The organism is Klebsiella sp. K4 (assembly GCF_014596785.2).
In the GTDB taxonomy this organism is placed as follows: Bacteria; Pseudomonadota; Gammaproteobacteria; order Enterobacterales; family Enterobacteriaceae; genus Klebsiella; species Klebsiella pneumoniae.
This window is the reverse complement of record NZ_CP115021.1, coordinates 94,826-118,791: the sequence shown is the minus strand read 5'-3', so window position 1 is coordinate 118,791 and position 23,966 is coordinate 94,826. Positions and strand designations below refer to the sequence as shown.

The 23,966-nt window shown below is 58.9% G+C and carries 18 protein-coding genes and 1 pseudogene; 11 read left to right on the top strand and 8 right to left on the bottom strand.

Going from position 1 to position 23,966, the window contains the following annotated elements; all coding sequences use genetic code 11:
- The 3 genes from recG to fpr all read left to right on the top strand — a co-directional run bounded on the left by recG (position 1) and on the right by fpr (position 4,038).
- Entirely contained in the window at positions 1–2,082 is a 2,082-nt protein-coding gene (gene recG / locus IB144_RS00585) for an ATP-dependent DNA helicase RecG (protein WP_149358928.1), read from the top strand.
- 48 nt (positions 2,083–2,130) lie between these two features.
- Entirely contained in the window at positions 2,131–3,141 is a 1,011-nt protein-coding gene (glpX, locus tag IB144_RS00580) for a class II fructose-bisphosphatase (protein ID WP_004181540.1), read from the top strand.
- 150 nt (positions 3,142–3,291) lie between these two features.
- Positions 3,292–4,038: a ferredoxin--NADP(+) reductase gene (fpr, locus tag IB144_RS00575; RefSeq protein ID WP_004173895.1), complete on the top strand. Its 747-nt coding sequence runs from the start codon at positions 3,292–3,294 to the stop codon at positions 4,036–4,038.
- Here the strand turns inward: fpr and IB144_RS00570 are convergent, their stop codons facing one another.
- The gene (locus IB144_RS00570; protein WP_004173894.1) at positions 4,039–4,467 is read right to left on the bottom strand and encodes a DUF805 domain-containing protein; all 429 of its coding nucleotides are present in this window, start codon (positions 4,465–4,467) and stop codon (positions 4,039–4,041) included.
- Positions 4,468–4,579: 112 nt separating this feature from the next.
- Here IB144_RS00570 and IB144_RS00565 point away from each other — a divergent pair, with 112 nt between their 5' ends.
- Positions 4,580–5,182: a YiiQ family protein gene (locus tag IB144_RS00565; RefSeq protein ID WP_002922908.1), complete on the top strand. Its 603-nt coding sequence runs from the start codon at positions 4,580–4,582 to the stop codon at positions 5,180–5,182.
- 109 nt (positions 5,183–5,291) lie between these two features.
- Positions 5,292–6,059: a triose-phosphate isomerase gene (gene tpiA, locus IB144_RS00560; RefSeq protein WP_002922909.1), complete on the top strand. Its 768-nt coding sequence runs from the start codon at positions 5,292–5,294 to the stop codon at positions 6,057–6,059.
- A gap of 92 nt (positions 6,060–6,151) precedes the next feature.
- Here tpiA and IB144_RS00555 read toward each other — a convergent pair whose 3' ends face one another.
- The 4 genes from IB144_RS00555 to zapB form a co-directional block, all read right to left on the bottom strand.
- On the bottom strand, positions 6,152–7,456 hold the full coding sequence (locus IB144_RS00555; protein WP_032437403.1) for an SLC13 family permease: 1,305 nt from the start codon (positions 7,454–7,456) through the stop codon (positions 6,152–6,154).
- 64 nt (positions 7,457–7,520) lie between these two features.
- Positions 7,521–8,291, bottom strand: coding sequence for a CDP-diacylglycerol diphosphatase (locus IB144_RS00550; RefSeq protein WP_072159806.1), 771 nt, complete (start codon positions 8,289–8,291; stop codon positions 7,521–7,523).
- A 162-nt stretch (positions 8,292–8,453) separates the two neighbouring features.
- Positions 8,454–9,443 carry a sulfate ABC transporter substrate-binding protein gene (locus IB144_RS00545; protein WP_002922936.1) on the bottom strand — a complete coding sequence of 330 codons (990 nt, stop codon included), beginning with the start codon at positions 9,441–9,443 and terminating at the stop codon, positions 8,454–8,456.
- A 151-nt stretch (positions 9,444–9,594) separates the two neighbouring features.
- Entirely contained in the window at positions 9,595–9,840 is a 246-nt protein-coding gene (gene zapB / locus IB144_RS00540) for a septal ring assembly protein ZapB (RefSeq protein ID WP_004150222.1), read from the bottom strand.
- Between the two features lie 442 nt (positions 9,841–10,282).
- Between zapB and IB144_RS00535 the strand changes: the two genes are divergently transcribed.
- Both IB144_RS00535 and glpK read left to right on the top strand, forming a co-directional pair.
- The gene (locus tag IB144_RS00535) at positions 10,283–11,134 is read left to right on the top strand and encodes an MIP/aquaporin family protein (protein WP_002922941.1); all 852 of its coding nucleotides are present in this window, start codon (positions 10,283–10,285) and stop codon (positions 11,132–11,134) included.
- A 21-nt stretch (positions 11,135–11,155) separates the two neighbouring features.
- The gene (glpK, locus tag IB144_RS00530) at positions 11,156–12,667 is read left to right on the top strand and encodes a glycerol kinase GlpK (RefSeq protein WP_002922944.1); all 1,512 of its coding nucleotides are present in this window, start codon (positions 11,156–11,158) and stop codon (positions 12,665–12,667) included.
- 114 nt (positions 12,668–12,781) lie between these two features.
- Here glpK and gltS read toward each other — a convergent pair whose 3' ends face one another.
- On the bottom strand, positions 12,782–13,984 hold the full coding sequence (gene gltS, locus IB144_RS00525) for a sodium/glutamate symporter (RefSeq protein WP_002922948.1): 1,203 nt from the start codon (positions 13,982–13,984) through the stop codon (positions 12,782–12,784).
- 284 nt (positions 13,985–14,268) lie between these two features.
- On the opposite strand from gltS, the gene IB144_RS00520 reads away from it, so the two are divergent.
- The 4 genes and pseudogenes from IB144_RS00520 (at position 14,269) to IB144_RS00505 (ending at position 20,714) form a co-directional block, all read left to right on the top strand.
- Positions 14,269–15,660 (top strand): uracil-xanthine permease family protein, encoded by a 1,392-nt coding sequence (locus IB144_RS00520; protein WP_002922950.1) that lies wholly within the window; start codon positions 14,269–14,271, stop codon positions 15,658–15,660.
- A gap of 140 nt (positions 15,661–15,800) precedes the next feature.
- A complete protein-coding gene (locus IB144_RS00515; RefSeq protein ID WP_004186173.1) occupies positions 15,801–17,516 on the top strand; it encodes an AsmA family protein in 1,716 nt (571 codons plus the stop codon).
- 245 nt (positions 17,517–17,761) lie between these two features.
- A pseudogene (locus IB144_RS00510) lies at positions 17,762–19,322 on the top strand (PTS transporter subunit EIIC).
- Positions 19,323–19,334: 12 nt separating this feature from the next.
- Positions 19,335–20,714 (top strand): glycoside hydrolase, encoded by a 1,380-nt coding sequence (locus tag IB144_RS00505; RefSeq protein WP_002922956.1) that lies wholly within the window; start codon positions 19,335–19,337, stop codon positions 20,712–20,714.
- Positions 20,715–20,760: 46 nt separating this feature from the next.
- Here IB144_RS00505 and IB144_RS00500 read toward each other — a convergent pair whose 3' ends face one another.
- Together IB144_RS00500 and yicI are read right to left on the bottom strand one after the other, a co-directional pair.
- Positions 20,761–21,483 carry an SIS domain-containing protein gene (locus IB144_RS00500; protein ID WP_004173889.1) on the bottom strand — a complete coding sequence of 241 codons (723 nt, stop codon included), beginning with the start codon at positions 21,481–21,483 and terminating at the stop codon, positions 20,761–20,763.
- Between the two features lie 155 nt (positions 21,484–21,638).
- Complete coding sequence (gene yicI / locus IB144_RS00495; RefSeq protein WP_062920390.1) at positions 21,639–23,957, bottom strand: alpha-xylosidase; 2,319 nt, start codon at positions 23,955–23,957, stop codon at positions 21,639–21,641.
- Positions 23,958–23,966 lie beyond the last annotated feature (9 nt).

The following is a 23,966-nucleotide window of genomic DNA, read 5'->3' as shown; positions in this document are numbered from 1 at the left end:
ATGTCAGGCCGCCTGTTAGATGCCGTTCCGCTCAGTTCACTCACCGGTGTGGGCGCTGCGCAGAGCAGCAAACTGGCGAAGATTGGCCTGCATACGGTACAGGATCTGCTGCTGCACCTGCCTTTACGCTACGAAGATCGCACCCATCTTTACCCGATAGCCGAGCTACTTCCCGGAGTTTATGCCACCGTGGAAGGTGAAGTGCTCAACAGCAATATCACCTTCGGCGGCCGGCGGATGATGACCTGCCAGATCAGCGATGGCACCGGCATCCTCACCATGCGCTTTTTCAACTTCAACGCGGCGATGAAAAACAGCCTCGCGACCGGTCGTCGGGTGCTGGCCTACGGTGAAGCCAAACGCGGGAAGTACGGCGCCGAGATGATCCACCCGGAATATCGCGTCCAGGGCGATATGAGCACCCCGGAGCTGCAGGAAACGTTAACCCCAGTCTATCCGACCACCGAAGGCATCAAGCAGGCGACCCTGCGCAAGCTCACCGATCAGGCGCTTGAGCTCCTGGAAACCTGCGCGATTAGCGAACTCCTGCCGCCGGAGCTGGCGCAGGGGATGATGAGCCTGCCGGAGGCGCTGCGTACGCTGCACCGCCCGCCTCCCTCCTTGCAACTTAGCGAGCTGGAAAGCGGCAAGCACCCGGCGCAGCAGCGTCTGATTCTGGAAGAGCTGCTGGCGCATAACCTCAGCATGCTGGCGCTGCGGGCAGGCGCCCAGCGCTATCACGCCCTGCCGCTCGGCGCCAACGATACCCTGAAAAACCAACTGCTGGCCTCCCTGCCCTTTAAGCCCACCGGCGCGCAGGCGCGGGTTACCGCCGAGATTGAACACGATATGGCGCTGGACGTGCCGATGATGCGCCTGGTGCAGGGCGACGTTGGCTCCGGTAAAACGCTGGTCGCTGCCCTGGCCGCCTTGCGCGCTATCGTCCACGGCAAACAGGTGGCGCTGATGGCGCCCACCGAACTGCTTGCCGAGCAGCACGCCAATAACTTCCGCAGCTGGTTTGAACCGCTGGGCATAGAAGTCGGCTGGCTGGCGGGCAAACAGAAAGGCAAAGCCCGTCAGGCGCAGCAGGAGGCTATCGCCAGCGGCGAAGTGCAGATGATTGTCGGCACTCACGCCATCTTCCAGGAGCAGGTGCAGTTTAACGGCCTGGCGCTGGTGATTATCGACGAACAGCACCGCTTCGGCGTGCATCAGCGGCTGGCGCTGTGGGAAAAAGGTCAGCAGCAGGGGTTCCACCCGCATCAGCTGATCATGACCGCCACGCCTATCCCCCGCACCCTGGCGATGACCGCCTACGCCGATCTGGACACCTCGATTATCGACGAGCTTCCGCCGGGCCGAACCCCGGTGACCACCGTCGCCATCCCGGACACCCGGCGCAGCGATATTATCGACCGCGTACGCAACGCCTGCACCCACGAAGGGCGCCAGGCCTATTGGGTTTGTACGCTAATTGAAGAGTCCGATCTGCTGGAAGCCCAGGCGGCGGAAGCGACCTGGGAAGAGCTCAAACTGGCGCTGCCGGAGCTCAATATCGGCCTCGTCCACGGGCGGATGAAACCGGCGGAGAAGCAGGCGGTGATGCAGGCCTTCAAGCAGGGCGAGATGCATCTGCTGGTAGCCACCACGGTGATTGAAGTCGGCGTCGACGTGCCTAACTCAAGCCTGATGATTATCGAAAACCCGGAACGTCTGGGTCTGGCGCAGCTGCATCAGCTCAGAGGGCGCGTCGGGCGCGGCGCGGTCGCTTCCCACTGCGTGCTACTCTATAAATCGCCGCTCTCCAAAACGGCGCAGAAACGTCTGCAGGTCCTGCGCGACAGCAACGATGGTTTCGTCATTGCCCAGAAAGACCTCGAAATTCGCGGTCCCGGCGAGCTGCTCGGCACCCGCCAGACCGGCAACGCCGAATTTAAAGTGGCGGACTTACTGCGCGATCAGGCGATGATCCTCGATGTCCAGCGCATTGCTCGCCACATTCATGAACGCTATCCGCTGCAGGCCCAGGCGCTTATCGAGCGCTGGATGCCGGAAACCGAACGCTATTCCAACGCGTAGCGCGCTTCTGCCGCGCTGCGGGCAACTTTTCTACACAACGAGTGGATTATGAAACGAGAACTGGCCATCGAATTTTCGCGTGTCACCGAAGCCGCCGCGCTGGCGGGCTATAAATGGCTGGGCCGCGGCGATAAGAATACCGCCGACGGCGCAGCGGTTAACGCCATGCGCATTATGCTTAACCTCGTCAATATCGACGGCACCATCGTCATCGGCGAGGGCGAAATCGATGAAGCGCCGATGCTCTATATCGGCGAAAAAGTGGGTACCGGCAAGGGCGATGCGGTAGATATCGCCGTCGATCCCATCGAAGGCACCCGCATGACGGCGATGGGCCAGGCCAACGCCCTGGCGGTGATGGCGGTCGGCGATAAGGGCAGCTTCCTCAACGCGCCGGATATGTATATGGAAAAGCTGATCGTCGGCCCGGGCGCTAAAGGCGCTATCGACCTTAATCTGCCGCTGGAAGAGAACCTGCACAATATCGCCCGCGCCCTGAACAAGCCGCTGGGCGAGCTGACCGTCACCGTGCTGGCGAAACCGCGCCACGACGCGGTCATTGCCCAGCTGCAGCAGCTGGGCGTGCGCGTGTTCGCTATTCCCGATGGCGACGTCGCGGCCTCTATTCTCACCTGCATGCCGGATAGCGAAGTCGACGTACTGTACGGCATCGGCGGCGCGCCGGAAGGGGTGGTTTCCGCCGCGGTGATCCGCGCCCTCGACGGGGATATGCAGGGGCGCCTGCTGGCTCGCCACCACGTGAAGGGCGATAACGAAGAGAACCGCCGCATCGGTGAAAATGAGCTGGCGCGCTGCAAAACCATGGGCATTGAAGCGGGCAAAGTGCTGCGTCTGGATGAAATGGCGCGCAGCGATAACGTCGTCTTCTCCGCCACCGGGATCACCAAAGGCGATCTGCTGGACGGAATCACCCGCAAGGGCAATATGGCCACCACCGAGACGCTGCTGATCCGCGGCAAGTCGCGCACTATCCGTCGTATCCAGTCGATTCATTACCTCGACCGTAAAGATCCGGACATTCAGCAGCACATCCTGTAATACCGCTTTTTCTCTCCCAGGCAACCGTCCGCAGGCGGTTGCCCTGTTCTTCGTTTATATTTGATCAATAGAGCTTTCTTGCGCCTTCGGGGTGGAAATCTGGCTCGTCTGGACCGAAGATAAGGCATCGCTTGGCAACAGGAGAAGACGATGGCGGACTGGGTTAGCGGCAAAGTGACAAAAGTGGAGTACTGGACGGACGCCTTGTTCAGTTTATACGTGCGGGCGCCTGTTCATCCGTTTACCGCCGGGCAATTTACCAAGCTCGGGCTGGAAATCGACGGCGAACGCGTGCAGCGCGCCTACTCCTACGTCAACGCCCCCGGCAATCCCGACCTCGAGTTCTATTTGGTCACCGTCCCGGAAGGCAAGCTGAGCCCGCGTCTGGCGGCGCTGAAGCCGGGCGATGAAGTCCTGGTGGTGAGTGAAGCGGCAGGTTTCTTCGTCCTCGAGGAAGTACCGGATTGCGATACCCTGTGGATGCTGGCGACCGGCACTGCGCTGGGGCCGTACCTGTCAATTTTGCAGGAAGGCAAGGACCTTGAGCGCTTTAACAACCTGGTGCTGGTCCACGCCGTCCGCTACGCCGCGGACCTGAGCTATCTGCCGCTAATGCGCGAACTGGAGCAGCGCTATGCCGGCAAACTCCGTATTCAGACGGTGGTCAGCCGCGAAACCGTGGAAGGCTCGCTGACCGGCCGGGTGCCGTTTCTGATTGAAACCGGCGCGCTGGAAGAGGCCGTCGGCCTGCCGATGACCACCGACACCAGCCATGTGATGCTGTGCGGCAACCCGCAAATGGTGCGCGATACCCAACAGCTGTTAAAAGAGACCCGGCAGATGACCAAACATCTGCGTCGCCGGCCAGGCCACATGACGGCGGAGCACTACTGGTAATCAGGCGTCCGCTTTCCAGCGCACGTCCTGGGTCTCCTTGCCGAACTTATTCTCGCCCTGGGTGCCGACAAACGCCCCCAGGTCGATCAACATCATGACGATAATCAACGTCGGCACAAAGCGCCCGACGCCCCACTGCCAGACCTGCGGCAACATCGCCCAGTTCCCCGCCAGCAGCATCCACGCCAGAATCATCAGCAGCGCCCAAAGTCCGGATTTGCCGCGATCGTGCAGCCGCTTGACCACCACCGCCGCCGTCGGCCACAGCAGGCAGACGATAATAAACGCCGCCGTCTGCAGGTTGAGCAGATTGCTGCCTGCCAGGGTAAACAGGGCGCTCATGGTCACCAGCCAGATGGCAATCCAGATCCAGAAATCGCGGCGGCCAATGCGCCCTTTAATTGAGAATAACCACTGCTGTAGGGTCATGCGTTTTTCCTTATCATCATCGTCTGCGTAGTTTACCCTGGCGTCGTGACTTTTTGACAAGCGCCGCGCTTCCCGATTTAATCGTCAGCAGGCAAAAAAAGGAACGACGGGCATGAAGAAGTGGACAATTTTGTGGTTAAGTGGGCTGATGGGCCTTGCCGTCGGCCCGCACGCGTTGTCCGCAGAGAGCGAATCGACGACCGCGGCAGCGCCCTACCTGCTCGCCGGCGCGCCGAGCTTTGACCAGTCGATCAGTCAGTTCCGCGAGAAATTCAACGCCGATAACCCAAAGCTGCCTCTGAACGAATTCCGTTCCATCGCTACCAGTCGCGATCGGGCTAACCTGACCCGCGCCGCCAGCAAAATTAACGAAAATCTCTATGCCTCCACCGCGCTGGAGCGCGGCACGCTGAAGATCAAATCCATGCAGATCACCTGGCTGCCGATCCAGGGGCCGGAGCAAAAGGCGGCCAGGACCAAAGCGCTGGAGTATATGAGCGCCATGATCCGCGCCTTCGTGCCGACTTTTAGCCAGGCGCAAAGCCAGCAAAAACTGCAGAAACTGCTGGCCGCCGGCAAGGGCAAGCGCTACTTCGCCGATACCGAAGGCGCCGTGCGCTATGTGGTGGCAGATCATGGGGAAAAGGGCCTGACCTTCGCCATTGAACCGATTAAGCTGGCGCTATCTGAAACGCTGGAAGGTAACAATAAATGACAAAAAGCAAAGCCTTTCCAGTGACGAGTCTCTATACTGTTTCACAGACCATGCTGCCCTCTGGGGCGGCTATATTCCTTAATTCGCTTAAGTAGCGTGGAGAATTAAAATGCGACATCCTTTAGTGATGGGTAACTGGAAACTGAACGGCAGCCGCCACATGGTAAACGAACTGGTTGCGAACCTGCGTACCGAGCTGGCTGGCGTAAGCGGCTGTGCAGTTGCCATCGCCCCGCCGGAAATGTATCTGGACCTGGCTAAGCGCGCGGCAGAAGGCAGCCACATTCACCTGGGCGCGCAGAACGTTGACGTGAACCTGTCCGGCGCATTCACCGGTGAAACCTCCGCCGAAATGCTGAAAGATATCGGCGCGCAGTACATCATCATCGGCCACTCCGAGCGTCGTACCTACCACAAAGAATCCGACGAGCTGATCGCGAAGAAATTCGCCGTGCTGAAAGAGCAGGGTCTGACCCCGGTTCTGTGCATCGGTGAAACCGAAGCCGAAAACGAAGCGGGCAAAACGGAAGAAGTTTGCGCGCGTCAGATCGACGCCGTGCTGAAAACCCAGGGCGCTGCCGCTTTCGAAGGCGTGGTTATCGCTTACGAACCAGTATGGGCTATCGGTACCGGCAAATCAGCGACCCCGGCTCAGGCGCAGGCGGTGCACAAATTCATCCGTGACCACATTGCTAAAGCTGACGCCAAAATCGCTGAGCAAGTGATCATCCAGTACGGCGGTTCCGTTAACGCTGGCAACGCCGCAGAGCTGTTCACCCAGCCGGACATCGACGGCGCGCTGGTTGGCGGCGCCTCCCTGAAAGCTGACGCTTTCGCGGTGATCGTTAAAGCAGCAGAAGCAGCGAAAAAAGCGTAATTCGCTTTTCCCGGTGGCGACACGCGACCGGGTTGACTGACAAAACGTGGGAGCCCGGCTTAGCACAGCGCAAGCCGGGCTTTCTTTTGCCGTTACAGTTTCCCCAACAGCTGATACCAGGCGTAGTCCAGCGGCAGTAAAATCAGATAACTCACCGCCGCCAGCGCCAGACACAGTTGCATCCCCGCCCTCGCCGGGACCTTGCCTAACCCCATCGCCACCACGATCGGCGACGCCTGATAGGGCAGCAGCGGCGTGGAATAGCCCAGCACCTGAATCATAATCACGCTTAGCAGCGGGAAGCCGGTGGCGTCGGCAAAGCTCTGGGCAAAAGTGGTATACAGCGCCGGCACGCCGTTGGCGGTCATAATAAAGTTCAGCGCGCTGGTTATCCCGGTCAGGGCGAGAAAGCTGGTGAAAGGATTGTCTTTATCCAGGGGCATCACCTGCAGCAGCGCATTGCCCACCGCGCCGCCAATCCCGGTTTGGGTGACGGCGATCGCTAGCCCCAGAATCCCGGCGACGTAAATGCAGGTGCGCATATTCACCCCGCTGGCAAACTCCTCGCCATTGATAAAGCCCACCCGCGGCAGCAGCGTGATCACAGCCGCCGCCAGGCCGGTCCACGCCGGGCCGACGCCGTGCCAGCTCTCGGTCACCCATAGCGAGAGGACCACCGCCAGCAGCCACGCCAGACGTTTCTCGTCGCGGCTCATCGGCGGCAGCGGCACCAGGTCGCGCGGTGGATGCGGCTTGCCGGGAAACAGCCAGCAAATCAGCGCCACCAGCACCGCCCCTTTCAGCCAGCCAAGCACCGGCGTATGCAGCAGTAAATAGGGAACATAATTCAGATGGATACCGTACGAGCCTTCCGCCGCGCCACTCATCACCAGATTCGGCACGTTGGCGGGCAAAATCGTCGCCGACAGCTGAAAGGTGCCGAACCCCACCGCCAGCGCCAGGCCGAACCAGCCGCGGCTGCCGTCGGCAATGCCCGCGCGGCGGGCCATCGCCGCCACGATCGGCATCAGGAGCGCGATGCGCCCCATGTTGGAGGGCATCACGAACGCCAGGGCGTAGCTCAGGAGTACCACGCTGGCGACCATCCGCGGCCAGGAGTCGGTGAGCCTGGCCGACAGCGCCTGCGCCGCCCGGTCCGCCAGTCCGGTTTTACGGATGGCGATGCCGAGCACAAAGCCGCTGAACACCAGCCAGAACGCCGAAGAGGCAAAGCCGCCGAAGATCACCTCCGGCGGAGCGATTTTCGCCATCATCGCCGCTGCGAAGAACAGCAGCGCGGTGATAAATTCCGGCAGCAGCGACGTCGCCCACAGCACGATGGTGACGCCGACAATCAATGAAGGAAGGAACAGCGGGTGGGTAAGCCAGAGCGACATGCCTGTCTCCTGTCGTTTTTTTCAGCAAGAATACGACGACAGGTAAGACAGGTAAACGCCAGAACTAGTGGTTTGCGTTAAGGATGGCGCAGCGATGATCCTGAATTTCTTCCGCTGAAGCCCGGTTCAGGGTCAGCAGGTTACGCTCCGTCGCCAGCAGCACCAGCGAGCCGTCGCTCTGTTGCGCCATTGCCAGCGCGAAGCGTCCCATATGCTGGCGCGCCTCCGGCACCTCTTCCGCCAGCATCAGGAACGGGCTACGCTGGGCCAGCTCCGCCTCCGTCACCCGGCGCGCCAGGTATTCGTGGCCCTGAAGCCCGCCCGGTAGCGGCAGCCAGCGGCTGCTGATCGCTGCGGCATTCTTATCTAACTGCGCGCGCACATCGGGGCGCAGGCAGGAGATATGAATATGGAAATGGTTTTGCGTACGTCCACTGCGCGAGTTGATCGCCAGCGATACCGCGTTATCAGGAACCGGCGCGCCGTGGCGCTGGCTCATGATTTCACGCCCCTGCCAGGCCTGCCAGAAAAAGTTCGGCGTCAACGGATCCAGCAGCAGCGGGCTTTCGGTGCCGTTGATGCGGTAGGTCGGCATCAGCAAATATTGCAGCGGGCCGTTACGGTCTTTAAACAGCACATAGCCGCCCTTGAGGTTCACTTCCGCGCACGGCGACGGGTTTTGCTGCTGTTGCTGATGGGGTACGCACTGCTGCAGGACAATCTTGCGTAATGCGTCCGGATTGCCAGAGTGCAGCCAGTAGTAGCCGCCCGCCAGCGCCGCGAGGATCGCCACCAGCAGCGCCAGCAAAAAGTATCTTACTCTTCTCATTTTCATTCCCTGTTAAGCCTGAAGCGGAAGAGTAGCGTAATTTGATGACTAAATGAAAACAGATGGTGGACGGGGCGTTATCCCGGGTAGCGGCTGACGCCTTACCCGGGCTACGCACCGCGCAAAACTGTAGCCCTGCTAAGCGTAGCGCAAGCAGGGACAAGAGAATTAACGCTGGCTAATCTGGTCGAAGGTGCCGCCGTTGGAGAAGTGCTCTTTCTGCGCTTTCGTCCAGCCGCCGAACTCCTGATCGATGGTAAACAGCTTCAGTTTCGGGAATTCGTTAGCATATTTCTTCGCCACATTCGGATCGCGCGGGCGGTAGAAGTTCTTCGCCGCAATCTCCTGGCCTTCCGGCGAGTAGAGATACTTCAGGTACGCTTCCGCCACCTGGCGCGTGCCTTTTTTATCCACCACTTTGTCGACCACCGAGACGGTCGGCTCAGCCAGAATCGACTCACTCGGGGTCACGATTTCAAACTTGTCTTTGCCCAGTTCGTTGGTCGCCAGCAGCGCTTCGTTTTCCCAGGCGATCAGTACGTCGCCGATGCCGCGTTCTACGAAGGTATTGGTCGAACCGCGCGCGCCGGAGTCCAGCACTTCCACGTTTTTATACAGCGCCTTGACGAATTCCTGGGCTTTCGCCTGGTCGCCGTGATTCTGATGCAGAGCATAGCCCCAGGCCGCCAGGTAGTTCCAGCGGGCGCCGCCGGAGCTTTTCGGATTCGGGGTAATGACCGACACGCCCGGTTTGATCAGATCGTTCCAGTCATGGATCTGTTTCGGATTGCCCTTGCGGACGAGGAACACGATGGTGGAGGTATACGGCGCGGAGTTATCCGGCAGGCGTTTCAGCCAGTTTTTATCGATGCGGCCGCGTTCGGCAATAGCGTCGACATCGTAGGCCAGCGCCAGCGTGACCACATCCGCTTCAATACCGTTAATCACCGAGGTCGCCTGTTTGCCAGAGCCACCATGCGACTGGCGGATCACCACGTTGTCGCCGGTCTCCTGCTTCCAGTGTGCGCTAAACGCTTTGTTGTACTGTTCGTACAGCTCGCGCGTTGGATCATAAGATACGTTTAATAGCTGAATATCTTTTGCCAGAACGCTGGCGGATGCCAGCAACAGAGTTAACCCTACGCCCCACTTATTCATCGCACCGCTCTCTTTATGTGTGTTGTGATGGGTTAAGCGTGCCAGAAAGCGATTCAATGATTAAAGAATAAAAAAAGATTGGCTATAACTTGCGGGTATAAAGACGCGAGTAAGGATGACCCCCTCCCGGGCGGGAGAGGGCGCGAAGCGATTAGACTTCTTCCATGCGACCCAGCAGCGCCTGCAGACGTTCCTGCCAGCCCTGCTGCTGCTCTTTCAGTTGGCTGTTTTCGCGCTCCAGCTCTTCACGACCATGCTGCGCGCTCTGAACTTCCTGCACCAGGGTGTTGTTCTTTTCTTTCAGCTCTTCGATTTCCATCTGCAACAGAGTGATGGTATCAATCGCCTGCTGAACCTTAGATTCTAATTTCTCAAACACTTCTAATGACATCGTCATACCTCTCCTGAACTTGCAAGGCGTTGATAGAAACTCGTGTTTCGTATACGCGGTCCCGCCTTAACGAAAATTAGCGCACATAGCGGTGTTATCGTCGATTGTATGAATCCCCGCCGCCCCTGTCCAGCGGCAAGCCGCGTAGATTGCGGTTTGCAACACTTTTCAGTCTTTACCTGGTGCTTTCAGCGCAGTTCGCTCGTAGTTCATGGGTCAATGTTAATTTTATGGTTAACAAAATGCGTGGTGAAACGCTCCGGCAGCGCTCTCGATGCGCGCAAATGGCGCGAAAACGCTCATTTTCTTGACGAGGCACACACATTTGAAGTTCGATATTTCTCGTTTTTGCTCGTTAACGATAAATTAACACTATGCCTACATGGCAATATGGTCGTCTGTGACCACCCTACATACAATAATCATCACCACGCTTCAGGATTCGATTATGAGCCAAACATCAACCTTAAAAGGCCAGTGCATCGCAGAGTTCCTCGGTACCGGGTTGTTGATCTTTTTCGGCGTTGGGTGCGTGGCTGCGCTCAAGGTCGCGGGAGCCAGCTTCGGACAATGGGAAATCAGCATCATCTGGGGTCTGGGCGTCGCCATGGCGATCTACCTGACCGCCGGGGTCTCCGGTGCGCACCTTAACCCAGCGGTGACTATCGCGCTGTGGCTGTTCGCCTGCTTCGAAGGCCGCAAAGTGGTTCCTTTTATTATTTCGCAATTCGCTGGCGCCTTTTGCGCTGCGGCATTAGTTTACGGGCTTTACTACAATCTTTTCCTCGATTATGAAACCACCCACCATATGATTCGCGGCAGCGTGGAAAGCCTCGATCTGGCCGGCATTTTCTCCACTTACCCGAACCCGCACATCAATTTTGTGCAGGCCTTCGCGGTAGAGATGGTGATTACCGCTATCCTGATGGGCGTCATCCTGGCGCTGACCGACGATGGCAACGGCATACCGCGCGGCCCGCTGGCCCCTCTGCTGATTGGCCTGCTGATTGCGGTGATTGGCGCCTCCATGGGACCGCTGACCGGCTTCGCCATGAACCCGGCGCGTGACATCGGCCCGAAAGCCTTCGCCTGGCTGGCGGGGTGGGGTGACGTCGCCTTCACCGGCGGCAAAGATATTCCTTATTTCCTGGTGCCGCTGTGCGCACCGGTGGTCGGCGCGGCGCTGGGCGCATTCAGCTATCGTAAGCTGATTGGCCGTCACCTGCCTTGCGACACCTGCGTGGAGGAAGAGCAACAGAGCCCCTCCTCTTCCACCGCTCAACATAAAGCTTCGCTGTAATCTGACTACGGGACACCGACTATGACCGACAAAAAATATATCGTTGCGCTTGACCAGGGCACTACCAGCTCCCGGGCCGTTGTGATGGATCATGATGCCAATATCGTCAGCGTCTCCCAGCGAGAATTTGAACAGATTTATCCTAAGCCAGGCTGGGTCGAACACGACCCGATGGAAATCTGGGCTTCCCAAAGCTCGACGCTGGTCGAAGCGCTGGCCAAAGCGGATATCAACTCCGATCAGATCGCGGCCATCGGCATCACCAATCAGCGTGAGACCGTGGTGGTGTGGGAGCGAGAGACCGGTAAACCCATCTACAACGCTATCGTCTGGCAGTGCCGCCGTACCGCGGAGATCTGCGAGCAGCTCAAGCGTGACGGGATGGAAGAGTATATCCGCAAGGCCACAGGCCTGGTGGTGGACCCGTACTTCTCCGGCACCAAGGTGAAATGGATCCTCGACCATGTCGAAGGTTCCCGTGAGCGTGCGAAGCGCGGCGAGCTGCTGTTCGGCACCGTTGACACCTGGCTTATCTGGAAGATGACCCAGGGCCGCGTGCACGTCACCGACTACACCAACGCCTCACGTACCATGCTGTTCAACATTCACGACCTCGACTGGGACGACAAGATGCTCGACGCGCTGGACATTCCGCGCGCCATGCTGCCGGAAGTGCGCAAGTCTTCCGAAGTGTACGGCCAGACCAACATCGGTGGTAAAGGCGGGACCCGTATTCCTATCGCCGGGATCGCCGGTGACCAGCAGGCGGCCCTGTTCGGCCAGCTGTGCGTCAAGGAAGGGATGGCGAAAAACACCTACGGCACCGGCTGCTTTATGCTGATGAATACCGGCGAAAAAGCGGTCACCTCCACCCACGGTCTGCTGACCACCATCGCCTGCGGCCCGCGCGGCGAGGTGAACTACGCTCTGGAAGGGGCGGTGTTTATGGCCGGCGCGTCTATTCAGTGGCTGCGCGACGAGATGAAGCTCATCAGCGATGCCTTCGACTCCGAGTACTTCGCCACCAAAGTGAAGGATACCAACGGCGTGTACGTGGTACCCGCGTTCACCGGTCTTGGCGCACCGTACTGGGACCCGTATGCCCGCGGCGCGATTTTCGGCCTCACCCGCGGCGTGAACTCCAACCACATTATCCGTGCGACGCTGGAGTCCATCGCCTTTCAGACCCGCGACGTGCTGGAAGCGATGCAGGCTGACTCCGGCATTCGTCTGCACGCCCTGCGCGTAGACGGCGGCGCGGTGGCTAATAACTTCCTGATGCAGTTCCAGTCCGATATCCTCGGCACCCGTGTCGAGCGTCCGGAAGTACGCGAAGTGACGGCGCTGGGCGCGGCCTATCTGGCCGGTCTGGCGGTCGGTTTCTGGCAGAATCTGGATGAACTGCAGGAGAAAGCGGTGATTGAGCGCGAATTCCGCCCGGGGATTGAAACTACTGAGCGTAACTATCGTTACAGCGGCTGGAAGAAAGCGGTGAAACGCGCGTTAGCGTGGGAAGAGCACGACGAAGCGTAAGATTGTGAAGTTATTCCCGGCTTGCGGCGTAAACGCCTGAGCCGGGCTACAAAACCCCAAACAGCACGATCTTGTAGCCCGGACAGGTGCGCAGCACCGCCTCCGGGTTTTTTATCAACCAAACATCGGCAGCAGCAGGTACAGCTTAATCACCAGCGCGTTGACGATATCGATAAAGAACGCCCCCACCATCGGCACTACCAGGAAGGCCATATGCGATGGCCCGAAACGGTCGGTAATCGCCTGCATATTGGCGATCGCCGTCGGCGTTGCCCCCAGGCCAAATCCGCAATGCCCGGCTGCCAGCACCGCGGCATCGTAGTTTTTGCCCATCATCCGATAGGTGACGAACACCGCATACAGCGCCATCGCCAGCGCCTGCACCGCCAGGATAATAATCATCGGCAGCGCCAGCGAGGCCAACTCCCACAGCTTGAGGCTCATCAGCGCCATGGCGAGGAACAGCGACAGGCTGACGTTGCCCAACACCGATACCGCGCGATCGAACACCCGATACAACCCCGCCAGCGCCAGGCTGTTGCTGAGGATCACGCCGATAAACAGCACGCAGACGAAGGTCGGCAGCTCGAAGACGCTCCCCGCCAGCAGTTGCGCAACCACCTTGCCCAGCGTCAGACAGATGGCGATCAGGGCGATACTTTCGATCAGCACCAGCGAGGTGATCACCCGCCCCACGTCCGGCTTTTCAAAGGCGGTTGGCGCCACCTGATCGTCCGGTGTCCCGTCCGGTGAGGAAGAGTGCTTCACCAGATAACGCGCCACCGGGCCGCCGATCAGGCCGCCCAGCACCAGGCCGAAAGTCGCGCAGGCCATCGCCACCTCGGTGGCGTTGGCAAAACCGTAGCGCTCAACGAACAGCTTACTCCACGCCGCCCCGGTGCCGTGGCCGCCGGATAAGGTAATCGACCCGGCCAGCAGACCCATTAGCGGATCCAGCCCCAGCAGCGTCGCCATGCCGATACCGAGGGCGTTCTGCAGCAGCAGCAGGCCAACCACCACGATCAGGAAAGTGCCCAGCACCTTGCCGCCGGCCCGCAGGCTGGCGAGGTTGGCGTTAAGACCGATGGTGGCGAAGAACGCCAGCATCAGCGGATCTTTCAGACTCATATCGAAATCAATTTCGATATCCATGCTTTTTTTCAGCGCCAGCAGCGCCAGCGCCACCAGCAGACCGCCGGCAACGGGTTCAGGAATAGTGTATTTCTTAAGGAAGGGAACGGTTTGTACGAGTTTTCTACCGAGTAACAGCACGAGCGTTGCGGCAACGAGCGTCGATAAGGTATCGAGATGAAACATAAAAAGCTCCTTATGGGCGCATGATCCATTCACACGCGACGATATTCCTGGTGTCTTTAGCTTCTCATCATGAGGAGTCAGAGGGGGATTTTACGCAGAACGGCGGAAAAATTGACAGAAAAAGATATTTTGTATCCTGAATGATGCGATTTAGCATACAAAATGTTAATTACCTCGTTGCGCATATTCACGGTATAAATTTTTATGAGCAAACGCTGGCAAACGTTTGCTTTTGGTCTACAGTCCGATAAAATTCCCGCTTTGCCACCTTGGGATTGCTTGTGATGTCCGTTAACACCGCAGAGTCAGAAAATGCGCAACCGGTTGCGCATAAACCAGCCAGCGAATTAATCTACCGCCTCGAAGATCGCCCGCCGCTACCGCAAACCCTGTTCGCCGCCTTCCAGCACCTGCTGGCGATGTTTGTCGCGGTGATCACCCCGGCGCTGTTAATCTGCCAGGCTCTCGGTCTCCCGGCGCAAGATACCCAACATATCATCAGCATGTCGCTGTTCGCCTCCGGCGTCGCCTCTATTATTCAGATCAAAGCCTGGGGCCCGGTCGGCTCCGGACTGCTCTCCATCCAGGGCACCAGCTTCAACTTTGTCGCCCCGCTGATCATGGGCGGTACCGCCTTGAAAACCGGCGGCGCCGACGTCCCCACCATGATGGCCGCCCTCTTCGGCACCCTGATGCTGGCCAGCTGCACCGAAATGGTCCTCTCCCGGATCCTGCACCTGGCGCGCCGTATCATTACCCCGCTGGTTTCCGGCGTGGTGGTGATGATTATCGGCCTGTCGCTGATTCAGGTCGGACTGACCTCCATCGGCGGCGGCTACGCGGCGATGGCCGACCACACCTTTGGTGCGCCGAAAAATCTGCTGCTGGCGGGTATCGTGCTGGCGCTGATTATTATCCTCAACCGCCAGCGCAACCCGTACCTGCGCATCGCCTCGCTAGTGATTGCCATGGCTGCCGGTTATCTGGCGGCGTGGTTCCTCGATATGCTGCCAGCCAACACCGCCCCGACCAACAGCAGCCTCATCACCGTCCCGACGCCGCTCTATTATGGCCTCGGCATCGACTGGAGTCTGCTGCTGCCCCTGATGCTGGTGTTTATGATCACCTCCCTGGAAACCATCGGCGATATCACCGCCACCTCCGACGTCTCCGAACAGCCGGTCTCGGGTCCGCTGTATATGAAGCGCCTGAAAGGCGGCGTGCTGGCTAACGGCCTGAACTCCTTCGTTTCCGCGGTCTTCAACACCTTCCCGAACTCCTGCTTCGGCCAGAACAACGGCGTGATCCAGCTGACCGGGGTCGCCAGCCGCTACGTCGGCTTTGTGGTTGCCCTGATGCTGATCGTCCTCGGCCTGTTCCCGGCGGTGAGCGGCTTTGTCCAGCATATCCCTGAGCCAGTGCTCGGCGGCGCCACGCTGGTGATGTTCGGCACCATCGCCGCGTCCGGCGTGCGCATCGTCTCCCGTGAACCGCTGAACCGTCGGGCGATCCTGATTATCGCTCTGTCGCTGGCGGTAGGCCTCGGCGTGTCGCAGCAGCCGCTGATCCTGCAGTTCGCCCCGGACTGGCTGAAAAACCTGCTTTCCTCCGGAATTGCCGCCGGCGGTATCACGGCGATTGTTCTGAATTTAATTTTCCCGCCAGAAAAGGCGTGATCTCATGCGTTCCCGGTCGCGCATCGGCCGGGACGTCCTCCAACCACCTGCCCCATCACGGAAATAAACCACGCCTGCCTTGAGAAGTGCGCCTAAATCGGGCATAACACGGTGATGTGCATCTCACAGAATGGAAGACCATGAAATTTCTTGGAAAGCTGATTCTCTGGCTGCTAGTCGCTCTGCTGCTCGTCATTATTGGCGCGTGGTTCCTGCTGCAAACCCACTGGGGCGCCCGCCAGGCCAGCGCCTGGCTCAGCAATGGCACCGGCTGGCAGGTCTCCTTCGATGAGATGGAGCACGATTTCTCCTCCCCCCTTCATGTGCAGTTGCGAAACGTCACCTTTGGTCGGGAAGGCAAGCCTGCCACTTTGGTGGCAAAAACGGTCGATATTGGCTTCAGCACCCGCCAGTTTAGCGATCCGCTGCATGCGGATGAGATAGTCCTTAACGACGGCACTCTGAATCTGTCACCCCACTCTGCAGACCTGCCGTTCGCTGCCGACCGGCTGATGTTGCGCAATATGGCTTTCAACAGCCCGGAAACCGGCTGGGCGCTCAGCGCGCAGCGCGTCACCGGCGGCGTCAGCCCATGGACGCCGGAGGCGGGCAATGTGCTGGGGAAAACGGCGCAGATCCAGATGAGCGCGGGCTCGATGACGCTCAATGGCGTCGAAGCCAGCAACGTTCTGATTCAGGGTAAGATTGATCAGGGCGAGGTCACCCTCTCCACCCTCGGCGCCGATGTCGCCCGCGGCACCTTAACCGGCAATGCCAAACGCAGCGCCGATGGCAGCTGGCGGGTGGATAACCTCCAGCTCAACGAGATTCGACTGCAGAGCCCCGCCTCGCTGGCCGAGTTTTTCGCGCCGTTAACCACGGTCCCCTCTCTGCAGATTGGCCGCCTGGACATCACCGACGCCCGCCTGCAGGGACCGGACTGGGCGGTAACCGACCTCGACCTGAGCCTGCGCAACCTGACCCTTAGCCACGGCGGCTGGCAGAGTGAGGACGGCACGCTGTCGATGAACGCCAGCGAATTTATCTACGGCTCGCTGCATCTTTTCGACCCGATCCTCAATGCCGAATTCTCTCCCCAGGGCATTGCGCTGCGCCAGTTCTCCTCGCGCTGGGAGGGCGGCATGGTGCGCACCTCCGGCAACTGGCTGCGCGCCGGGAACGCCCTGGTGCTCGACGATACCGCTTTCGCCGGACTGGAGTACACGCTGCCGGCGAACTGGAAACAGCTGTGGATGACGCCGCTGCCAGCCTGGCTGCAAAGCCTGACGCTGAAAAAATTCAGCGCCAGCCGCAATCTGATCATCGATGTGGACCCTGCTTTCCCGTGGCAAATTACCGCCCTCGATGGCTATGGCGGCGAGCTACAGCTGGTGAAAAACGGCAGCTGGGGAGTATGGAACGGCAGCGCGACGCTGAACGCCGCGGCGGCGACTTTCAACCGGATCGACGTGCGCCGCCCATCACTCAAACTGAACGCCACAGCCTCGACGGTCAATATCACTGAGCTTAGCGCCTTCACCGAGCGCGGCATTTTGCAGGCCACCGCCGCGGTATCCCAGCTGCCGCAGCGCCAGGTCAATCTGAGCTTCAGCGGCCGCGGCGTGCCGCTGAATATTCTGCAGGCCTGGGGCTGGCCGTCGCTACCTATAAGCGGGGATGGCAATCTCCAGCTGACCGCCAGCGGCAGCGTGCAGGCCGATGCCCCGCTCAAACCGACGATCAACGGGCAGCTCAGCGCCGTGAATATGGAGAAACAGCAGGTGGCGCAAATCATGCGCAACGGCGAGGTCAGCCCCGCCCCCGCCGCGCCAGCGCCCGCTCCCGTCACCCCATAGCGATGCCCATTCCCTCTCCTCTATGGGGAGAGGGATTGCTTCCCGGCAAAACTCCACTCTGACTACTCTCTCCCTTTCAGGGAGAGAGTTGGGGTGCGAGTCCTGAAACCTGTGCGCAATACGCGGCTATCTGTACCTATTTAGCGCAACAGGTTCCTTTCAAATATCAGAGTTGCTATAACCAAATCACTGGAAGTCGATAAAAAACCGCTCCCTGTACCTACAAAAATATAAAAGGATCAATCATGCCTGAAATACGTCAGCGTATTCTGGAGAATATGCAAAAATTCTCCCGGGCCATGATCGGCGCCGTATTGTTCTTGCCGGTCATTGGCTTAATTCTGGCCCTCAGTTCAGTATTAACTAATCCGACATTAATTGCTGAAACCAGTTTCTTACATCAGCTTGGGCAAATGCTCGGCGACACCTTTTGGCCTTTATTTGGCAACCTCGGCTTATTATTTTGCGTCGGCATCAGCTATGGCCTGGCAAAGGATAAAAAAACCGAAGTCGCACTGGTTTCAGTGATGTGCTTTATTATGTTTCTTGGCGCCAACCACTCCTGGCTGGAACACACCCATGGACTCGCCGAAAAAATTAACGGTGAATATTATGGCACCGGGCAAACCCAGCTGCTGGGCTTTGTGGTGGTGGATATGGGCGTTTTCCTGGGCATTATTCTCGGCTGCACGATTGCGTGGGTGCACAATAAAGTCTCTGCCATTGAGCTGCCTGGCGCGCTGTCGATGTACGGCGGCGCCAAGCTGACGCTGGTGGCGATGACGCCGGTGGTTATCTTCTACGCCATCGCCTTTACCTGGATTTGGCCCTTTATGACCCACGGCATCTCCGCCCTCACCGGTTTTATGAAAAATGCCGGGGTCGCCGGGGTCTTCGTCTATGGTTTCTTTGAAAAATTCCTTATCCCCACCGGCCTGCACCATTTCGTCTGGTCCCCCTTCCAGCTCACCCAGATTGGCGGCACGCTGAACGTGGATGGTCAGGTGGTCTCCGGCACCCAGGCCATTTTCCTCGCCTATATGCGCCATCCCGACCTGACGCCGGTCATGAACGACGCATTACGTTTTTCGCAGCAAGGGATGACCACTATCTTTGGCCTGGCGGGCGCCTCGCTGGCGTTCTACCACACCGCGAAACCGGAGAAGAAAGCGATGGCGAAAGCGATTCTGCTGCCGGCGATTATCACCTCGATGCTGACCGGCATCACCGAGCCGATTGAGTTCACCTTCTTATTTGTCTCACCGCTGCTGTGGGTGATCCACGCGACGTTAACCGCCGCCTCGCAGGCCATTTGCGACATCTTCACCGTACGTCCCTGGGGAGCATCAGGCCTGATCGAGTTTCTGATCTATAACCTGCCGCTGCCGGTCTCCTTAACGCGCTGGCCGGGCTATGTCCTTATCGGTATCGGCCAGTTCGCCGTCTACTACGTGATTTTCCGCACCCTGGTGGTGAAGCTGAACCTGAAAACGCCGGGCCGGGAAGATGACGAGAACGTGAAGCTCTACAGCAAAGCAGAGTACCGCCAGAAAGTCGCGCAACCGCAGTCGGTCACCGATGACATTATCCGCGGCCTCGGGGGCAAGGAGAATTATTCTCTCCGTCGATAATTGTTTTACTCGCCTGCGCGTGGCCGTGCGCGATATGGCGCGGGTTGATGACACGCAATTAAAAAATACCGGCGCCAACGGCATCGTACGCAATCGAAATGAAGTTCAGGTTATTTATGGCGTCAAAGTGGGACAGGTACGTTCCCGGGTTGATAACTGGTTAGCAGAAAATTAATGAGGAGTATTTATGAAATTAACCGTATTAGGCGGGGGCGGCGTTCGCTCTGCATTTTTAGCGAAATCTCTGGCCTATAACGCTCACCGCATTGGTTTAACAGAAGTCGTTTTTCTCGATAACTCTGCTGATAATCTGGCGATATTTGGCGAAATTGCCCGCTATGTATTTAATACCATTCGCCCGGATATTCAGTTTAGTACCACCACCGACCCGGTCGCAGCGCTGCAGGACGCCAACTATATCATTACCACCCTGCGGGTTGGCGGCGATGAAAGCCGCATTCGCGACGAACGTATTGCGCTTGAGCATAACACTCTCGGCCAGGAGACCACCGGCGCCGGCGGTTTCGCGATGGCCATGCGCTCGATCCCGGCGATCCTTCGCTATTGCCGGCTGATCGAAGAACATGCCGCCGAAGACGCTATTCTGTTTAACTTTACCAACCCGTCAGGTCTGGTGACGGAAGCGATTATTAAGTCCGGCTTTAAGCGCCGGGTCTATGGGATCTGCGATGCCCCCTCCGAGCTGATTCGTGAACTGCCGGCGATCCTTGGCTGTGAGGAGCGCGACCTCAGCGTGGAATGCTATGGGCTGAACCATTTCTCCTGGTTTACCCACTTCACCGTCCGTGGGGAAGAGGTGACCGAACGGCTGATCGCCAGCCCGGAACTGTACCAGAAGACGGCGATGCAGTACTTCTCCCCAGAGCTGGTACGGCTTTGCGATAATCAGCTCCTCAATGAATATCTCTATTATTACTACTATCGCGACGAGGCGCTGAAGGCGATTCAGGGGGCCGGCGAAACGCGCGGAGAGCAGATCGCCCGCATCAATCAGGAGATGCGCGAGGCGCTGCGCACCGTGGATGCCAGAACGCAACCGGAGGCCGCCTTCACCATCTGGATGCAGCATTACCTACGCCGGGAAAACAGCTATATGCAGAACGAATCCCGGCAGGAGAAATTCCACACCCGCGAACCGCTGACGCTGCGCCAGTTTATCGAAGAGCCGGACACCGGCGGCTATGCCGGAGTGGCGCTGGATATCCTGGAAGCGGTGAACAGCACCACCACCAAGCGGATCGTGGTGTCGATCCAGAATCACGACACGCTCGACTTTTTGCGCCCTGACGACGTGATCGAGATCAGCTGCGACCTGAGCCGGGATGGCCTCAAGCCGGTGACGCCGGTGAAGGTACCGACGGCGCAGAAGAATATGATTGCCTGCGTGAAAGAGTATGAGCGGCTGGCGGTGGCGGCGATCCTGCAGCAGGATAAATCGCTGGCGGTGCGGGCGCTGATGGCGCACCCGCTGATCGGTTCCTATTCGCTGGCGAAAACCCTGGTCGAAGCCTACCTCGACGATGAGCAGTTCGCCGCCTGGCGGTAATCCGCTGCCGATGGGATTCCCCCGCTCGCACCGCGCTTAGCGGGGGCTAACTATTGCTACGTAGACTGGTAAACCACATCTTCAATAGTCGCTCAAAGCCTAAGATGCAGTAGCCGAAAAACGGGTTGCTCCAGTAAATATCATCATCGAACTTCTGCGGGTCGTGAATAATAAACGCCGTATCCGCGGCCTGCGCCAGCGGGCTTTGGTAGTCGCCGGTAAAGCAGACCAGATTAATCTCCTTCCCCTCCAGGGCCTTAACCCAGTTGAGCGCCGAGCTGCTGCGCCCGGATTTAGAAATGATCCAGATGGAGTCGAAGCAGGCGGCGTTTTTCTGTTCGAGGATTTCGTAATCGGGCCACAGCGCCAGGCTGGCATTCACGCCGGTGACGAGAAACTTGTTGTAAATATACTGGGCGATCAGCTGTGAAAAGCCGCTGCCGTGGATCAGGATGCGCTGCTGTTTAAGGCTTGCCAGCAGCGGCGTCAGCGCTTCTTCCGGCTGAACGCTCATGTAGTCGATATCGTTGGTGACATCGAGCTTCGGCATGGTGATATTGAACTTGATGAAATAGACCAGCTCCAGCCAGCCGCTGAACTTCAGTTTCTTTGCCAGCCGGACCAGGGAAGAGGGGTTGCTGTAGCACTGTTCGGCCACAGCGCGAACTCCCTGGCGGATACACTGCTCCGGGTCGTTCTGAATAAAGCGCAGCACGGTCATTTCCGTTTTGCTTAGCTTCACGTCACGAAAGATATTTTCTACGTCCATGGCGGGCTCCTCTCAGCGGCAGAATACGCTAACACCGTTCGACAACCGCGTCTGCGGCCTGAGTCACCACAATGAAATGAACGTTACTTTTTGTACAAAAATGGAATAAAAAAACCCTCTCCGCCTGGCGAAGAGGGCTGCTGCTGTTAACCTATTTACAACGTAATCGTCAGCGTATTGCCCTCGGCGCTCACCACCACGCCCCATTCGCTACCGGTCTGCGTACCGCCCTGCACGCCCGCGACCTGCGGGATATTGCGCAGACATAACGTCCAGCCGCGGGCCTCGCCTTCGCCGCTCACAGCGATGGCGTTGCCCTGGCGCCTGGCCTTCAGGGTGAAGATCGTCGAGCCGTCTGCCGCCGGAACGTCACAGCGTGCCTCGCGTCCATCCTCAAGGTGGAACAGCTGGAAGGCGGTGCCCTCATGCCAGGCGTAATCCGGCTTCTGGTCATTGTTGCCCAGCGCCAGCAGGGTGTTGTCGCGAACGTAGACCGGCAGGCTCAGCGCATCGTGACGCTGCTTATGCCAGCGGCTACCCGGCAATTCATCGTTATGCCACAGATGCGTCCAGTGCCCTTCCGGCAGATAAAACTGCACTTCGCAGGCCTCGGAGAACACCGGCGCCACCAGGACCGAATCGCCCAGCATATACTGGCGGTCGAGATAGTCGCAGGCCGGATCGTCCGGAAACTCGAGCATCATCGCGCGCAGCATCGGCGTGCCGCACTCGTTGGCCAGCGCCGCCTGACGATAGAGATACGGCATCATGCGGCATTTCAGCTGCGTGAAGTGGCGCACCACGTCGCAGGACTCGTCATCGTAGGCCCATGGCACCCGATAGGATTTGCTGCCGTGCAGCCGGCTGTGGCTGGAGAGCAGGCCGAAGGCGCACCAGCGCTTGTAGACGTGGGCCGGCGCGGTGTTTTCGAACCCGCCGATATCGTGACTCCAGAAACCAAAGCCGGACATGCCGATCGACAGCCCGCCGCGCAGGCTTTCCGCCATCGATTCGTAGTTGGCGTAGCAGTCGCCGCCCCAGTGCACCGGGAACTGCTGCGCGCCCACCGAGGCGGAGCGGGCGAACAGCACCGCCTCCTGCTCGCCGACGGTCTCTTTCAGCACCTTCCACACCAGCTCGTTATAGATGAAGGCGTAGTGGTTGTGCATTTTCTGCGGATCGGAACCATCAAACCACTGGACGTCGGTCGGGATACGCTCGCCAAAGTCGGTCTTGAAGCAATCGACCCCCATCGCCACCAGGCCTTTTAGTTTGTCAGCGTACCACTGGCGGGCTTCCGGATTGGTGAAGTCATAAATCGCCAGCCCCGGCTGCCACTTATCCCACTGCCACAGCGAACCGTCCGGACGCTTCAGCAGATAACCCTTCTCTTTCAGCTCATTGAACACCGGCGAGCGCTGACCGATGTACGGGTTGATCCACACGCAGACCTTCAGCCCTTTCGCCTTCAGGCGCTTGATCATCCCTTCCGGGTCCGGGAAGGTCTGCGGATCCCATTCAAAATCGCACCACTGGAAGGCCTTCATCCAGAAGCAGTCGAAGTGGAAGACGTGCAGCGGCAGATGGCGCTCAGCCATACCGTCGATAAAACTATTCACCGTCGCTTCGTCATAGTTGGTGGTGAACGAGGTCGTCAGCCACAGACCAAACGACCATGCCGGCGGCAGCGCCGGGCGGCCGGTGAACTGCGTATAGCGGTTAAGCACCGCTTTCGGCGTCGGGCCGTCGATGACGAAGTACTCGAGGTATTCGCCTTCAACGCTGAACTGGACTTTAGAGACTTTCTCCGAGCCCACCTCGAAGGAGACGCGCTGCGGATGGTTGACCAGCACGCCGTAGCCGCGGTTGGTCAGATAGAACGGGATATTTTTGTAGGATTGCTCGGTGCTGGTGCCGCCGTCTTCGTTCCAGGTTTCTACCGTCTGGCCGTTGCGCACCAGGGCGGTAAAGCGCTCGCCGAGGCCGTAGACGGTTTCGCCGACGCCGAGGTCGAGGCGCTCAAACATGTAGTTGCGCTGGGTCTTACTATCCTGCACGTAGCCGTTGTTTTTTAGCTGGCTACCGGTGATACGCAGGCCGTCGCGCAGAAAATCCAGCCCCCAGAATTCGCCTTTAGTCACCCGCACGCTGAGGCTGCCGCTTTTCAGCTCGGCGAACCCGGCCGTATTTTCTATTTCGACATGGACGTCTTTCTGCACGTTCAGCGGATAGTGCGGACCGTTATCCAGCGCGCCCTGAAAGTGCTCCATGCGCACGCCGATTATCCCTTCCTGCGGCGAGAAAAAGCGCAGGGTGAACAATGGCGTATCCAGCTGCCAGGCGCGTTCGCGGACATCGCGCGGCGCGGCATAGACCACCATTTCATTCCCCTGCTGCTCCACCTCGTAAACCTGTACGGGTTGGATCAGGTTGAGCCCTGGTTGAATGAGCCAGTTTCCATCACTGATTTTCATTAAAACGTC